Annotated in this window: 12 protein-coding genes and 2 pseudogenes; 3 read left to right on the top strand and 11 right to left on the bottom strand. The window is 62.6% G+C overall.

The annotated features are described in order from the left end of the window. A complete protein-coding gene (locus KBY75_RS08830) occupies positions 1-1,959 on the bottom strand; it encodes an IMS domain-containing protein (protein WP_255023636.1) in 1,959 nt (652 codons plus the stop codon). 149 nt (positions 1,960-2,108) lie between these two features. Between KBY75_RS08830 and pdhA the strand changes: the two genes are divergently transcribed. Continuing rightward, complete coding sequence (gene pdhA, locus KBY75_RS08825; protein ID WP_254937802.1) at positions 2,109-3,236, top strand: pyruvate dehydrogenase (acetyl-transferring) E1 component subunit alpha; 1,128 nt, start codon at positions 2,109-2,111, stop codon at positions 3,234-3,236. Between the two features lie 256 nt (positions 3,237-3,492). Here pdhA and KBY75_RS08820 read toward each other — a convergent pair whose 3' ends face one another. From KBY75_RS08820 to KBY75_RS08805, 4 genes are all read right to left on the bottom strand, one after another. Continuing rightward, the gene (locus tag KBY75_RS08820; RefSeq protein ID WP_255023635.1) at positions 3,493-4,389 is read right to left on the bottom strand and encodes a calcium-binding protein; all 897 of its coding nucleotides are present in this window, start codon (positions 4,387-4,389) and stop codon (positions 3,493-3,495) included. Positions 4,390-4,448: 59 nt separating this feature from the next. Continuing rightward, entirely contained in the window at positions 4,449-5,747 is a 1,299-nt protein-coding gene (locus KBY75_RS08815; RefSeq protein WP_255023634.1) for a hypothetical protein, read from the bottom strand. Between the two features lie 497 nt (positions 5,748-6,244). Beyond that, complete coding sequence (locus KBY75_RS08810) at positions 6,245-7,171, bottom strand: sigma-70 family RNA polymerase sigma factor (RefSeq protein WP_254937805.1); 927 nt, start codon at positions 7,169-7,171, stop codon at positions 6,245-6,247. 142 nt (positions 7,172-7,313) lie between these two features. Further along, a complete protein-coding gene (locus tag KBY75_RS08805) occupies positions 7,314-8,867 on the bottom strand; it encodes an NAD(P)H-hydrate dehydratase (RefSeq protein ID WP_255023633.1) in 1,554 nt (517 codons plus the stop codon). Between the two features lie 23 nt (positions 8,868-8,890). Between KBY75_RS08805 and mnmA the strand changes: the two genes are divergently transcribed. Further along, the gene (mnmA, locus tag KBY75_RS08800) at positions 8,891-10,102 is read left to right on the top strand and encodes a tRNA 2-thiouridine(34) synthase MnmA (RefSeq protein ID WP_396098129.1); all 1,212 of its coding nucleotides are present in this window, start codon (positions 8,891-8,893) and stop codon (positions 10,100-10,102) included. A 31-nt stretch (positions 10,103-10,133) separates the two neighbouring features. Here mnmA and KBY75_RS08795 read toward each other — a convergent pair whose 3' ends face one another. From KBY75_RS08795 to KBY75_RS08785, 3 genes are read right to left on the bottom strand one after another with little or no spacing between them, the layout of a single operon-like run. Next, positions 10,134-10,379 carry a 2Fe-2S iron-sulfur cluster-binding protein gene (locus KBY75_RS08795; protein ID WP_254937808.1) on the bottom strand — a complete coding sequence of 82 codons (246 nt, stop codon included), beginning with the start codon at positions 10,377-10,379 and terminating at the stop codon, positions 10,134-10,136. Continuing rightward, entirely contained in the window at positions 10,380-11,870 is a 1,491-nt protein-coding gene (locus KBY75_RS08790) for a cobyric acid synthase (RefSeq protein WP_255023687.1), read from the bottom strand. It lies immediately after the preceding gene. A gap of 44 nt (positions 11,871-11,914) precedes the next feature. Continuing rightward, positions 11,915-12,310 carry an Npun_F0494 family protein gene (locus tag KBY75_RS08785; protein WP_255023631.1) on the bottom strand — a complete coding sequence of 132 codons (396 nt, stop codon included), beginning with the start codon at positions 12,308-12,310 and terminating at the stop codon, positions 11,915-11,917. A 21-nt stretch (positions 12,311-12,331) separates the two neighbouring features. Here KBY75_RS08785 and KBY75_RS08780 point away from each other — a divergent pair, with 21 nt between their 5' ends. Continuing rightward, entirely contained in the window at positions 12,332-12,916 is a 585-nt protein-coding gene (locus KBY75_RS08780; RefSeq protein WP_255023630.1) for a nucleoside triphosphate pyrophosphatase, read from the top strand. On the opposite strand, the pseudogene KBY75_RS08775 reads toward KBY75_RS08780, so the two are convergent. The 3 genes and pseudogenes from KBY75_RS08775 to KBY75_RS08765 form a co-directional block, all read right to left on the bottom strand. Continuing rightward, positions 12,888-13,523, bottom strand: a pseudogene (locus tag KBY75_RS08775) (YcgJ family protein); the annotation flags it as partial. The gene KBY75_RS08780 and the pseudogene KBY75_RS08775 sit on opposite strands and share 29 nt — an antisense overlap. A gap of 282 nt (positions 13,524-13,805) precedes the next feature. Further along, the gene (gene psbC, locus KBY75_RS08770) at positions 13,806-15,227 is read right to left on the bottom strand and encodes a photosystem II reaction center protein CP43 (RefSeq protein ID WP_261347359.1); all 1,422 of its coding nucleotides are present in this window, start codon (positions 15,225-15,227) and stop codon (positions 13,806-13,808) included. Then, positions 15,175-15,509: pseudogene (locus KBY75_RS08765) on the bottom strand (photosystem II D2 protein (photosystem q(a) protein)); the annotation flags it as partial. The pseudogene KBY75_RS08765 and the gene psbC, both read right to left, overlap by 53 nt.

Here is a 15,509-nt window from a genome sequence, read left to right as displayed (position 1 = left end):
TCAGGGAGCTTTCTGGAAGCTCACCAGGCGCCAGATACCCCCGTCGCGGCCGAACACATAGAGGTTGCGAAGCTCCATCTTGCTGGGCTCGCCTTGAGGATCTCCCTTGGCGTTGAGCCGCTGATCGGTGTAGCTCAGCCCCACCGTGGCGGCGATGCGGTTGGCGTCTCGCTCGTTGATCACCAGATTGGTGATGTCGGTGCTGATGGTCTGGGTTTCGCCACGGGCCTGGTCGGCGTCGCGCTCTGAGGCAAGTCGATCCAGCTGGCTTGGCCGGGCCAGCACCTCCAGGGGAATGCGACTGTCTTTGCCTGCCAGGATTGCGGCCTTGGCGTCGAGCCATGCTTCGAGCAGGGCCTGCACCTGGGCTTCGCTCGGCGCTTCCTCTCGCAGGGGCAGGCTGGGTTCGGCGGCAGGGGTGGCCTTGACGGGAGGGGGGGGCTTGATGGGAAGAGCTGGTGGGGCGACCGGTTGCACCGCGATGGGAGTGCGGCCCGGGCCGGGGGCGGGAGAGCGCAGCCTCACAAACGAGGCGATGGCCAGCAGTGCCACCCCGGCTGCCACTGCTACTCCGGTAGTTGTGCGGCGCGACGGCCACTGCCTCGGCAATTGACACTGCCACGGCAACTGCCACTGGGGCATGCGCTCCATCCAGGAGGAAGGACCATGGCTATCCCAGGCGTCCCGCAGGCTATCGAGCCAGGCCGTCCCATCCCAGTCCCACTGCTCGTCTTCGTCTTCCTGTTCCAGGAAGCCGCCGCTGGGGTTGGCTGGGGCCGCGCTAACCGGGGCCAGGCCCATGTCCCAGGCGAAGTCGCTTTCGGCGGGCGCTGGCAAGCGCTCTGGGGGGCTGTCGTGCTGCTCGACATAGGCCTGTACGTCGCGGTCGGCGAAGTAGGCCTCCAAGTCCGGATCAGCCTCCAGATCGCGGTAGCCGGGCAAAACATCCCGCGCCAGCCAGTCGCGGCAGTAGGCGCAGAGTTGGGCTAGGGAGTCGCTGCTTTGCTGCTCGGCCCAGCGCTTCAGTTCGGGGGTTGCTCCCTGCTCAAAGGCGCTGCGGGCTTTGTCCACCTGACCAAGCAGCAGATGCAGGCAGGCCAGCAGCGGTTGTAGTCCGTCTTGACCACTGGCCTCCAGCCGTTCGCGGGCCGCGGCGATGCGCTCGGGCTTGCGTTGGGCAAAGCCGGAGGCCGTGAGGGCGGTGCTTGCCAAAAAGTCGGCAGCCGCAGAGGCTCCTGCCCAGCGACTGAACAAATCCACCTGTTCCTGGACTGTCAGGAAGGCACGGATCTGCTTAAAAAAGGCCTGAAATTCCTCTGGGCCCATGCTCGGGTCACCGAAACCCTCCAGTCCGCCCCGGCGGGCCACCAGCTCTTCAAGCAGGGTCAGACCCTCGGCCCTTTCCGCTTGGGCCGTGAGGTTGCGGCTGAGTAGGTCCAGCACTCGGTAGGGCCGCAAACCATCGAGCTCGTCGCTTAGTTGTTGGCGAATGGCTGGTAATTGGCCCATCCGCTGCAGCAGGTGCTGGCCCTGCTGCAAGGTCTGGGCGGCGGCCTCGTAGCGCCGTTGCTGGCGCAGGTCGACGGCGGCTGCCAGGCAGGCGAGGCCAGCTAACAGGGCCAGGTCGGACTCGCGGGTGCTGCCCAGCGCTGGCGTCTGAGGTGGCTGCAGGGCCCGGCAGGCGAGCTCGAAGCTTTCGAAGGCTTGACCCGCTTCGAGTAACAGCAGCAGGCCGCCCACCTCCTTGCTGGTGGGCACATCCAGGGCGGGCATCAGCGCTGGACCGCTACCGGCTAGCGCCGTCAGGTCGGATTCATAGGCCTGGCGCCGGCTGCTGTCGCTGAGCAGGTCGGCGCTGGTGCGCAGTAGTTCCTCACGGGCTAGCAGGGTTTCCTGGGTAAATCCCTGATCTGGCGCCCGGTCGATGCGTTGCTGCAGGGTGCGCAACAGGGACTGCAAGTCCGTGGTCGGGTTGACTCCGAGCAACCGGAAATGATCGATCGGCAGTTCCAATCCAGGCCTTTCACTGGTGGCTGACTGTAGGCAGGGTCAGCGGTTGTGGCACAAATTGTCAGCTGCTGCGGGAACAGACCTCGTACAGTTGGGAAATGACGCAGGCGGACATGGGCCACGACATTGCGGCGGCACCTGGATCAGCTTCCGGAGCACCGACCTGTTCAGCCGACGTCACCAGTTTGGTGGGGGCTCACGCTGAGCGCCTCGAGAACCTTTACCCATCCGTGCCTGCCACGGTGAATCGCGAGGAGGGCTTGATGCTCTACCGCGACATGACCCTGGGTCGGCGCTTTGAAGACAAGTGCGCGGAGATGTATTACCGCGGCAAAATGTTTGGCTTTGTGCACCTCTACAACGGCCAGGAGGCCGTGAGCACGGGCGTGATCAAGGCGATGAAGATGCAGCACGACTGGTTCTGCAGCACCTACCGCGACCACGTCCACGCTCTGAGCTGCGGTGTGCCGGCCCGCGAGGTGATGAGCGAGCTATTCGGCAAGGAGACCGGCTGCAGCAAGGGCCGCGGCGGCTCTATGCACCTTTTTTCGAAGGAGCATCACCTGCTCGGTGGCTACGCCTTCATCGGTGAAGGCATCCCCGTGGCATTGGGGGCTGCCTTCACTAGCCGCTACAAGCGCGATGCCCTAGGCGATGCCAGTAGCGACTCTGTTACCGCCGCCTTCTTCGGCGATGGCACCTGCAACATCGGTCAATTCTATGAGTGCTTAAACATGGCGGCTCTTTGGAAGTTGCCGATTCTGTTTGTGGTGGAAAACAACAAGTGGGCCATCGGCATGGACCACAACCGCGCCACCAGCGATCCGGAGATTTGGCGTAAGGCGGCTGCCTTTGGCATGGCTGGTGAGGAGGTGGATGGCATGGACGTGCTGGCGGTGCGTGCCGCCGCCCAGCGCGCCGTTGAGAGGGCCCGGGCCGGAGAGGGTCCCACCCTGCTGGAGTGCCTCACCTACCGCTTCCGCGGCCATTCCCTGGCTGACCCCGACGAGCTGCGCGAAGAGGCTGAGAAGGAGTTTTGGGCCAAGCGAGATCCGATCAAATCCCTCGCCGCCCGCTTGATCGAGCAGGGCTTGGCTAGGGCCGAGGAGCTCAAGGCGATCGAGAAGGAGATCGATGCCGAAGTGGCTGATTGCGTCGAATTCGCCCTGGCGGCCCCCGAACCCAAGCCGGAAGAGCTCACTCGCTACATCTGGGCGGAAGACTGAGGTTAAGGAAGAACGGATTTTGCTCAGAGCCGGTGCAGGTGGGCCACCTCACTGGCGATGGTATTTACTTTCGATGCTTTAAATCAGTGTCGTAATTGCTTTCCAATTGGAATTATCCCTATGAAGCGAAATGCTATGGCCATCTGTCTGCCACGGATGTAAGCCTATTTAGGCTGTGGCTCAGTAGTTTTAATTGTAAGTAAGAGGCTTGGGTTGTTTCTCGCCCGATTGCCGCATTGAATACGAGGCCCAAAAGTTATTCCATGGAAAGATCGCTCCATGTGATGAAATCTGCTCTTCCTAGCATCGTTGTGTCAAAGTCAATGAGTCTTGCTAGTAGTCTGCCTGATTCTTCATGTTCACTCCCTGGCGCAGAGGAGATCATGAGGTGATCAGATATCTCATGGTCTTCCTCCTTTGTCACGTAAATACCATTGGCTTTGAAAACCAATTGATCAAAGGTCAGGCCACCTGCCAAGGCGATTTGGTCGACTCCCTGACGGAAATCAGTGATCACATCGCCTTCCTCCTCATGGGCAAGGGGCGCGAATGTTGAAGCCATTTCCCCACCGCCCCCATGGCCGCCTTCTCCTCCAGGCAGGGAGAGCACGAACACATCCCGCCCGAGTCCGCCTGTGTAGGTATCGGGTGCATTGCCTCCGAACAGAATGTCATCGCCAAGCCCCCCCACCATTAGGTCGGGTCCGCAGCCGCCGATCAACAGATCATTGCCGTTCTCGCCGAAGAGGTCATCACGACCCTTGCCTCCGCGTAGCTCGTCATTGCCGTTGCCACCATGGACAATATCGCGACCTTCACCCCCATCAAGGAAGTCATGGCCGTTGTCGCCATAGAGCCAATCCTTGCCCTGAAGCCCCCTGAGCGTGTCATCTCCATTAAGGCCAACGATATTGTCTGGGCCAGCATTGCCTTCAAGAAGGTCTGCGGCATTGGTGCCCAACTGAGCCTCTGGCTTTTCCTCCTCTCCTTGGTCGGAGTCGTCGCAGGTCCCCGAGCTGCCCTCCAGGCTTTGCAGCGCCTGCAAGGGGGAGAGAAGGGTTGCCAGGGTTGCTAACTGAACAGGTGTGAATGAGTAGGCTTTAATCATAACGATCACCCTCGGTAAGTCTCGATAGTCAAGATCAAAAACCATCGTCTGGAGGTCCTACCTTTGGTGTGGCCACCAGATGATGCGAGCTGTAGTTGAATTCTCTACATCATTGACGTCAGAGCGCTCTCCTCTCCGCCACCAACTGTCGACGGCACACCCACCAGTAGAGCCAGCAGGCCGTTGTGGGTGTCTTCGCCATTGAGGCCTAGTTGTTTATCGGCCACCACCTGGGTGAGGCGTCCTTCTGAAAGCTCGGTGGGCTGGAAGCCGGCCTGCAAGGGATCATCGTTGCGTACGGCTGTGTTCTCATCAAAGATCACGGGTGTGCCATCTTCTAGGGCAAAGGTGATGAGATAGGTGCCATCAGCTGTGAACTTCCACGGCAAACCCGACGCACCTACGTTGTAGGTGCCGGAGATGGTGAGTTCGGGGCCGAATGCTGTATTGCTGATGTCGTCGCCGATTTTGATGCTGTCGTCAGGTATGACGTCTACCCACTGATCGCCATCCCAGCTAAGCCCAGTGATGAAGTCAGCCGAATCATTTACCTCAGGTGTCACACTACCATCTTCGGCATACTGTGGCATCAGACCTTCAACCTTCTGAATTACTAGCTTCATGTAGGAATCAACCGTTTCCCCCTCCGTGCTGCTCGCATTTGCGGCATAGACAGAGGCGTACTGGCTGTCATAAGTAATGCCCAGGTCGTCAGTGGTGTCTGATGCGGGGCCGCTGTAGGGCATCCCGGTCCACTCATCGATTGGCAGCCTTGCCCCTTGGCTTTCAGTGGGTCCCTTCTTGGATGGCTTGCCGCCGCCCTTGGCGCCCCCGAGCAGCGTCATGGCGAAGCCAGTGAGGGTGTCATCGGTGAGATCTAGGGGCGTATTGGTTACATCGGCGATTTCCTCGAAGAGGGTTAGCTCCAGCCGGACGTTCCTGCCCAGCTGGATCGGTGCCGACTCCAAGGCGTCACCGATGTTGACAAAATCGATAGCGATTGGGCTCTCTGCAGTGGCATCCGCAGAAATGTTTCCCGCCTGCCATTCGTTGCCTGTAACCCCTTGGGCGAAATACACGTAGATGGGGTCCACCGGCACGGTGGGCGTCGCGGGCGTTGTGAAGGTGAAGAAGCCTTGTGTACCCCTCAGCGTCGGAGCCGTATCAGGAAAAATCGCTGGGAAGGAGAGGTTGTTGCCCGCCGTGGTTTCACCTGGCCTGCCACCGCCACTACCACCCCCGCCTGGGGTCCCACCTCCAGGACTGCCGCCGCCGCCGCCAATGCCACTACCTGAATTGCCGCCACCACCAATGCCTGGGCCCTGACCGGCTGCTGATGGTGCTACTGAGAAATCCTTGCCAAGATCAGAAAGCAGCGGCTCAAATGATTTTGGTTTTGCCATTACTACGGTCTCCGGTTTTAGAGGGAACTGGGTCTACTTGGAGTTGTGATGACCTAGTGGTGGCCTGCGGCTCGCCACTGATTACCTGACTTGTATACCCATACGTCGATTTTGATATGTAATTGCCCTATTCGCTTGCATCAAATTTGCTGCATACCCCTTAATGCTTCTTTGTTTTTCTCTGCTATGTGCTGCATATCTGCTGGTTAATATTATTGCGCTGGTAAGGATTCTTGCTGGTATGCAAGAGGGGCTTGGCGCACCACCTATAGGGCTCAGCAGGCAATTAAGCCCGGCAGATGGTTCGTGTCCTCTGAGGGTGAGGTGCTGCATGGCAGCCCTTATCGCAATCGGATCGCCGAGTCGTCACCCTGTTGACCTGGGGTCCGAGCCGGCCTCGTCAGGAGTGCGCGTTCTTACCCTTGGCTGCCAGCGACTAAGCGGCTCTGGCCAGCTTGCTCAGTCCGCTGAGGTTTTACGAACCTTTAGTCAGTGCCTTAAAGCGTGGCTGGGGTGCGGCGGGTGAGATTGCGCAGCTTGCGTAGAGCTTTGAGTTCTACCTGGCGCACCCGTTCCCGGGAGACGTCGAGCTGGCGGCCGATCTCCGCCAGGGTGTGACGCTCCTCGCCCTCCAAGCCGAAGCGCAGTTGCAGCACCTGACGCTCTTGGTCGCTCAGATGACTCAGCCAGCGCCCTAGCTGCTCCTGATGGATGCCGCGCTCCACCCGGTCGAGGGGCTCCTCCTCTGAGGAATCGGCGATCAGATCGCCCAGAAAGCTGCGGCCTTCATCACCATTTACTGGCGCATCCAGGCTTGAGGTGGTGAGGGACTGGCGCAACAGGCCATCAAGCTCTTCGATCGGCATGGCCATGGCCTCGGCTATCTCCTGGCGGCTGGGCATGGCGCCGAGCTTGTGGGCAAGATCGAGGCTCACCTTGCGAATGGCGGTGAGGCGCTCGCTGAGATGCACCGGCAGCCGAATCGTGCGCGACTGGCAAGCGATCGCTCGGGTCATGCTCTGGCGGATCCACCAGAAGGCATAGGTCGAAAACTTATAACCACGGGTCGGATCAAATTTCTCAACGGCCCGCTCCAGTCCCAGTGAACCTTCCTGGATCAAGTCGAGCAGCTCGAGACCCTTGCCTTGATATTTTTTGGCAACACTTACGACTAAGCGCAAATTGGCTTTCATCATGCGCTGCTTGGAGCGCTTGCCGATGCGGAGCAATTTCTTTTCCAGGTCGCTGAGCTCTCGATCTCCCTCCTCCGTGAGGCGCATCATTGTTTGCACCTGATTGCCGAGTTCGATCTCTTCAGCTGGCGTCAACAGGGGCTCCCGCCCGATCGTGGCCAGATACCAAGTAATCGGGTCGCTACTTCTACGACGACTGCTTTCGCTGACCCTCGTCGGGGATGAGGTCATTGGTACGCCTATCGAAGGAGTTGACTATCGAGGCAAATTCGGCTCTATGAGGGTGTTTTCAGCAACCCTTTAGCTTTCACTTGCAAAACAACACAGAGGCATCCCTGTCCTGGTCTGATATTTGCTGATTTCCGTGTTGTGATCAACACAGCTGAGCCAGGTTTTCTGCCACCTGCATGGGTGTGAAACCGCTCTCGGCCTTTTCCCCCCGTCGCCCAGCCTGGGCGTGGGCTAGTGCTGCCGCTGCGAGCCAGGCGGCGTCGGCGTTGCCGCTGGCGGCCAGGGCCATCGCTCCTATGCCGGCGGCGTAGCCGGCCAGCACGTCTCCGAGTCCTGTTCTGGCACTACCGGGGCTGGCTTCGAGCAGTTGCCAGCGGCGGCCATCCGGGGCCGCCACGATGCTGCGAGCCCCTTTGAGCAGCACGCAGGCCCCAGTGCTCATGGCCGCCTGGGCGGCCGCCTCCAGGGCGGTGGTGCCAGCGAGCTCGGGAAAAAGGCGGGCGAATTCGCCGGGATGGGGGGTGATCCAGGTAGGCCCCTGACGCTGTTGGAGCCAGTGACTTGCCTGTAGGCCAAGCCCTTGGCTCACTGGCCCCGCCAGGCGGTTGAGGCCGTCTGCATCCAGCACCAGCAGCCCCTGCCAGCTCAGTAGCCCGCTCCAGCTCGGCGGATTGGGCCAGCAGTTGGCCTCGGCAAGGCCGGGCCCCACCAGCAGGGCATCCAGCCGCTGGGGATCAAGTTCGGCTACTGGATCCAGGCTCACCACTACCTGTGGGTGCTGCTGCCAGATGCTGCTGGCCAGGGCCTCGGGCAGGGCGGCCCGCAGGCTGCCGCAGCCGCTGCTGCTGGCGCCGGCCAGGGCCAGGCTGGCGGCCCCCCGATAGCTATCGCTGCCCGCCACCACCAGCAGTCGGCCGCGCTGATATTTCGATGCCGCCGGGTTGAATTTGGGTTTGGGCCGTGCCGCCAGGTCTCGCTCCGCCAGGGCCAGGGGCACACTTAGAGGAAGCTCCTGCAGCAGCGATAGCGGCAGGCCTAGGTCGACCCTGTGCAGCGCCCCCACCGCCTCAAGGGCCGCGTCTTGAACCAGACCGGTTTTGATGAGGCCGATTGCATAGGTGCTGATGGCCTGGGCCGTGTATGAGCCGGTGGCCTGGCCGCTGTCGGCGCAGAGGCCCGTGGGCACATCAATAGCCACCAGCGCATCAGGCCGCTGGCGCTGGCGCTGCCCCAGCAGGGCTTCGATCGCCTCTCCAGGCGCCCGCCGCTGGCCGATGCCCAGCAAGGCATCGATCCAGAGGGCGGCACTGCTGGGATCGGGGCTGGCCTCCAGCCGGGGGAGGCCAAGCCACAGGGCGTGGCGCAGATGGGCGGCGCTAAGCGGTTTATGGCGGTCAAACGGGCTCCAGATGGCCGTTGAGATGCCGGCCAGGTGCATTTCCCGGGCGATCACCAGCCCATCGCCGCCGTTGTGGCCTGGCCCCACCAGCACCAGCGCCCCATGGCGCCCCAGCCGCTCGCCGTGCTGCTCCAGCAGCAGCCGACTCACCGCCAGGGCGGCCTTCTCCATCAGGGCTTCCACCGGCAGGCCGCTGGCGAAAAGTTGCTCCTCCAGCGCGGCCATCTGGGCGCTGTTGACCAGCAGGTGGCGGCCATTGCGCTCCGGCCAAGGGGCTACAGCGGACGGCTCTCCCAACCCCTTTAAGGCATCTGGGTTTCATGATGGGAGCACTCCCGCCAGCTGTCTGCCCTTTGCCTGCTCCAGTGGCTTCTTCCGCTTTTGTGCCGCCTGCCTCGACGCCGGCTGGTCAGGCAGCTTTAGAGCGGCTGCGGGCCTGGCCCGGGGAGCATCGCGTTGCGGTGGGACTCTCGGGTGGCGTTGACAGCTCCTTGACGGCAGCCCTGCTGGTGGAAGCTGGCTGGCAGGTGGAGGGCCTCACCTTGTGGCTGATGAGTGGCAAGGGTGCCTGCTGCGCCGAGGGCCTGGTGGATGCAGCCGGCATCTGCGAGCAGCTAGGTGTGCCCCACCACGTGGTGGATTTTCGCGAGCACTTCCAGGCCCAGATCGTTGATTTTCTGGTGCAGGGCTATCAGGCCGGCGTTACGCCGCTGCCTTGCTCTCGTTGCAATCGGGAGGTGAAATTTGGGCCGATGCTCCAGTGGGCTGAAAGCGAGCGGAGCATCTGCCGGCTTGCCACGGGCCATTACGCCCGGGTGCGCCATGGCGCCAACAGCGACAACGGTCGTCACCAGCTGTTGCGCGGCTTAGATAGCCAGAAGGATCAGAGCTACTTCCTCTACGACCTACCCCAGGAGGCCCTGGGCCGGTTGGTGTTTCCCCTCGGCGAGCTCACCAAGGCCGACACTCGGCTTGAGGCGGAGCGCCATGGCCTGCGTACTGCGCAGAAGCCCGAGAGCCAGGACCTCTGCCTGGCCGATCACCACGGCTCGATGAAGGCCTTTCTCGATGCCTATCTGCCGCCGCGCCAGGGTCAGATCGTGCTTACCGATGGCACGGTGGTGGGCGAGCACGACGGCATTGAGCACTTCACGATCGGCCAGCGCAAGGGCCTGGGGGTGGCCTGGAGTGAGCCCTTGCATGTAGTGCGCCTCGATGGCGCGATGAACCAGGTGGTGGTGGCACCCCGCGCTGGTGCGGCCCGGGGCGAAGCGTTGGTGGGGGCGGTGAATTGGGTGTCGATCGAGCCACCTACGGCGCCCATGGAGCTGGCGGTGCAGGTGCGTTACCGCAGTGCACCCGAGCCGGCTCGGCTGATTCCCTTGCCCGCCACCGACGCAGATAGCGCAGCCCTGCGGCCCCACCGGGTGCGGTTGGAGTTTGCTGAGGAGCAGTTTTCGATCACGCCTGGTCAGGCGGCGGTGTTTTACGCCGGGGAGATGCTGCTCGGTGGAGGCTTGATTCAGTCCTGAGACCAGTCAAGTCAATCCTGATCTCAGCCGGTCACCAGTAGGGGTCGCTGGCTAGCTCCACCGTTAGCGAGCCCGAGCGGCTGGCGGGCACCGTGGCGATGCAGGCCCGCACCACCTGGCCGTTGACTTCAATCTCGCAGGCGCCGCAACTGCCGCCCAGGCAGCCGGTGGGGATCAGAAAGCCTGCGGCCTGGGCTGCCACCAGCCAGTCACAACCGGCGTTGCAGCTGCTGGTGTGGCCGTTGGGCCAGTGGATGCTGACGGCGGAAGCGGCCATTTAGGGGCTCAGCAGGGGTTCGAGGTTCACGTGGGCCTCAAAGGCATCGGCGAGTCGCTCTAGCAGGGCGTCTCGCTGCCGGCTGTGGTGGGGCGGGTTCTCCGGCAGGTCAGCCAGGCCGCGACGCTGGCGAAGTTGGTTGAGCCAGCGGCGCCGCCAGGGCCCGCTTTCGAATACCCCATGCAGGTAGGTGCCAGCCACCAGGCCGCCCGCTTCGCCAAAGTTGCACCAATGGCCTAGGTCGGGATCGGTGGCGAGGGGGTGCAGGGGGCCGGCAGTTTCGATGGGGCTGCTGAGGCCGCGATGCAGCTCGAATCCCTCCAGGCTCAAGCCCTCGCCGGGCCAGCGGGCCATGCTTTGGCGCTGGCGCAAGGCCTTGCGGCCGCCGAAGCGGGTGCGTAGCGGCAACAGATTCAGGCCTGCCACCACTTCCTCGGCGGCGCAAGCGCCGCCCTCAAGCCCCTGCGGATCCAGTAGCTCCCGGCCCAGTAGCTGTAGGCCGCCGCAAATACCAAACACCTGGCCCCCGCCGGCGACGTAGCTGCGCAGCTCCTGCCCCAGCCCAGCTCGCTGCAGGGCCGCCAGATCCCGCAGGGTCTGCTTGCTGCCCGGCACGATCACCGCATCGGGGCTCCCCAACGGCTCCCCCGGCGTCAGCCAGCGCAGCTGGACGCTGGGTTCGGCCTCGAGGGGATCGAGGTCGGAGAAATTGCTCAGTGATGGCAGGAGCAGCACGGCGATCTCCAGCTCGGCGCCGCTTTTGCGGCCGCGGCGCTCCAGCAGATCGAGGGAGTCTTCTGGCGGAAATAGCTCGTCGAGCCAGGGCATCACCCCCAGCACGGGGATGCCGGTGTGGGCCTCCAACCAGCGGCGCCCCTCGTCAAAAAGCTCACGCCGGCCGCGGAAGCGGTTGATCAGCAGGCCGCGGATCAGGGGCCGCTCCACCGGCCGCAGCAGCGCCAAGGTGCCCACCAGTTGGGCAAACACGCCACCGCGCTCGATGTCGGCCACGAGGATGCAGCGGGCCCGCAGAAATTGGGCTAGCCGCAAATTTGTGAGGTCGCGGGATTGCAGGTTTACCTCCACCGGGCTGCCCGCCCCCTCCAGCACCAGGCGCCCCCCCGGATGGGCCGCCTGCAGCTCGAGTAGGCCGGCGCGAATAGCCGCCCAGCCTGGCCGGAACCAGTCGCGGTAGTAGTGCTCAGCGCGGGCTAGCCCCACCGACTGGCCCAGATGGATCAGCTCGCTGGTGGAGTCTCCCTGGGGCTTGAGCAGCACCGGATTCATGCTGTGGTGGGGTTCGAGTCCGGCGGCCCAGGCCTGTAGCGCCTGGGAGTAGGCCATTTCGCCGCCCACCTGGTCCACCCAGGCGTTGTTGCTCATGTTCTGCCCCTTGAAGGGCAGGGGCGTTTCGCCGCGGCGGCGCAGCACCCGGCAGAGGGCAGCGGTCATCAGCGACTTGCCAGCCCCGCTACTGGTGCCCAGCACCATCAGCGGGGTGGGTGCGGCTGGGGCCTGCTGAGCAGTTTTTGCGCTCATCGCCGCGGCCGGTGGCGGCGAAGCCAGTGCTGCAGGCGTATGGGGCCGCTGGCGCCTGGAATCTCGCCAGGCCACTGGGCTAAAACTTCGCGTCCCATGGGCGTGAGCCGCACCCGCTCGGTGAGGCCCTGGCCGTCCACTTCGCGCCGCAGCACTCCGAGCTGGATCAGCCAGATCCAGTGGGCTTCAACCCGATCGGCACTCGGTGCTCCCTGGCAAAGGCTCTGGAGGTCGTTCCGGCGGCAGAGCTCGCCGCCGCTGAGAGCCCGATCACTCACCTCCACGTAAAACGCCCGCCTAAATGGCAGGCAGCGCATTGCCTGGCTGGCCCTGGACAGGGAGCGTTTGTTTTGAAGCAGGGGGTCGATCGCGGTGGCTTCCCGGTGTTGCATAGAAGGATTCTCCCTGACCCCATGCTCGTGCTCGCCTCCGCCTCCCCAGCTCGCCGGCGCTTGCTGGAGCAGGCCGGCATCGCTCACCAAGTGCAGGTGAGCGGCGTTGATGAGGAGTCGATCAGCGATGCCGATCCCGGCCAGCTTGTGCAGCGGCTGGCCCGGGCCAAAGCCGAAGCGGTGGCCCAACAACTGCCCCAGGGCACCAGGGTGCTTGGCTGCGATTCGCTGCTGGTTTTCAACGGTGAGGTGTTTGGCAAGCCAGCTGACGCTGGCGATGCTCGGCAGCGCTGGTTGCAGATGGCAGGCGGTTGGGGTGAGCTGATCACCGGCCATTGCCTCATCACTAGTAGTGAAGAGGCGATGGTGGGCAGCCTTCAAATCGCCGTAGTTAGGACGCGGCTGCAATTTGCAACTATCGACTCCGATGAAATTGACGCTTATGTAGCCAGTGGCGAACCCCTCCAGTGCGCCGGTGGCTTTGCCTTGGAGGGGCGTGGGGGATTACTGGTAGAGCGGATTGAAGGCTGCTTCAGCAACGTGATCGGCCTGAGCCTGCCGTTGCTGCGCCGTTGGCTCAGGGATCAAGGAAGAGTTGATCCATAACGACCCGATTGTCGCGGCTTTGCCGCAGACCACGGTGCTCGCGGGTTGCCACCAGGGTCATGTCACGCCAGCGGAACACGCCGGTGTAGCCGTGGTCGAAGAAGGCCACGGGCCAGGCGCCGCTGCTGTCATTCACTTCCAGCCGTCCGGTGCTGTTGCTGAAGTTGAAGCGGCGGCCATCCTGCTGCGCCACCACGTAACGGGTGATGCCACTGCTGTCACGGCTGATGCGTCGCAGTCCACAGGGTCCGTCGTAGAGCTGCTTGCCTCCCTGGGCCAGGGTGCAGAAGCCGGAGAACCGGATCACTTCTCTATCGTTATTCACCGCGGCTGTCGTGGTTCCAAACAGGTCGCGGCTCATTTCTCGACTGATCTGGCGCTTGGCGAAGCCATCGCTCCAGCACAGTTCCAGCTGCAGGCTGCACACGGCGCCGTTGCTGAGCCGGAATTCCCTGGGCATGGGCCGGCCGGAGAGCTCTCCCATCAGTTTGCGCTCGGCCGTTGGCCCGAAATATTGGCGGGTCAGGCCTAGGGAGATGCCCTGGCGGTCGTAGCAGATCTGGCCGGCCCGATCACAGAGCACCCCTTTTGAGGGGCTGCTCACGCTGTCGTACTGGGCATGCGCCTGCTGGGGAAGGCCCTTGCGGCGGCCAGCAGAGCTGTGCTGGCCGCCGCAAGGGAGAAGTGCCTAAGGGTCATGGAGAAATTGAGATGGACGGGGTGGGATGGCCCCGCTCCACCAAGGTATAGAGAGAAGTTGTTTGAGATATGACCAAAATTCGGCGGGTTGTGACTGGATGTTTATGGATCCAAAACTGGATCCATAAAACCGCACACAAAAGCCCCCGCCTTGCGGCGAGGGCTGATGAAACGGATTGATCGCGAGCGATCAATCCAGATCAGGCATAGCCAAGCTGGGCTCTGCCTTGCGGTCGATGCCCTTTTCGAAACCAGCAGCAGCGGCGCGAGCGCGACCGGCGTGCCAGAGGTGACCTACCAGGAAGAAGAAGGCGAGCACAAACTGCGTGGACGCCAGCCACTGGCGGATGTTCACGAAGTTCACCGAGTTTGGCTCGGTGATGATGCCGCCAACCGAGTTCAGGGAGGCGTTGGGAGCGTGCGTCATGTATTCAGCCGCGCGGCGCACTTGCCAGGGCTGAATGTCGTTCTGAAGCTTGTCGAGGCTCAAGCCGTTGGGGCCGCGCAGGGGCTCCAGCCAGGGGCCTCGGAAGTCCCAGAAGCGCATGGTTTCACCGCCAAAGATGATCTCGCCGGTGGGCGAGCGCATCAGGTATTTACCAAGACCGGTGGGGCCCATGGCCGAACCGATGTTGGCGCCGAGGCGCTGGTCACGCACCAGGAAGGTGAAGCTCTGGGCCTGGGAGGATTCGGCGTTTGTGGGGCCGTAAAACTCCGAGGGATAGGCGGTGTTGTTGAACCAGATGTAAGCCGAGGCGATGAAGCTCATAAAGCTCAGGGCGCCGAGGCTGTAGCTCAAGTAGGCCTCACCATTCCAGATGAAGGCGCGACGCACCCAGCCGAAGGGCTTGGTGATTGCGTGCCAGATGCCTCCGAAGATGCAGATCAGGCCGATCCAGATGTGACCGCCAATGATGTCTTCCATCGAGTTGACTCCGATAATCCAGCCCTCGCCACCGAAGGGTGCGCGGGTGAGATAACCGAAGATCACTCCGGGGCTGAGGGTTGGGTTGGTGATGATGCGCACATCGCCACCGCCCGGTGCCCAGGTGTCATAAACACCGCCGAAGAACATGGCCTTGAAGACCAGCAGCAGGGCGCCGACGCCCAGAAGAATCAGGTGATAACCAATGATGTTGGTCATCTGATTCTTGTCGCGCCAATCCTGGGAGAAGAACGTGGAGTAGTTCTCCAGAACCTCAGGACCACGCAGGGCGTGATAAAGACCACCAAGGCCGAGCACGGCCGAGCTGATCAAGTGCAGCACACCAACGACAAAGAACGGATAGAGATCGGTGACCTCACCGCCAGGACCAACGCCGTAACCCAGGGTGGCTACGTGGGGGAACAGGATTAGCCCCTGCTCGTACATGGGCTTGTCGAAGGTGAAGTGACTCACCTCGAAAAGCATCATGGCCCCAGCCCAGAAGACCATCAGGCCTGCGTGGGCGACGTGGGCGCCGAGTAGGCGACCGGAGAGGTTGATCAGGCGGGCATTGCCGGCCCACCAGGCATAGCCGGTGGAGTCGAGGTCTTTGCCCCCGACCACCAAATTGGAATTAAAGGGCGTTTCCACGGGGCAGAACCTCTTCAGGGAAGACGAAGTTTTCATGCGGCTGGTCAGCCGGTGCCATCCAGGCACGCAGACCTTCATTCAGCAAGATGTTCTTGGTGTAGAAGGTTTCAAATTCGGGGTCCTCAGCAGCGCGGATCTCCTGTGACACGAAGTCATAGGCGCGCAGGTTGAGGGCCAAGCCGATGATGCCAATGCTGCTGGTCCAAAGACCCATCACCGGCACAAACAGCATGAAGAAGTGCAGCCAGCGCTTGTTGGAGAAGGCGATCCCGAAGATCTGGCTCCAGAAGCGGTTGGCAGTGACCATTGAATAGGTCT

It is taken from the genome of Cyanobium sp. T1G-Tous, from assembly GCF_024345455.1.
GTDB lineage: Bacteria > Cyanobacteriota > Cyanobacteriia > PCC-6307 > Cyanobiaceae > Cyanobium_A.
Note: the sequence above shows the minus strand (reverse complement) of the source record. Positions and strands in the feature narration are given on the sequence as shown.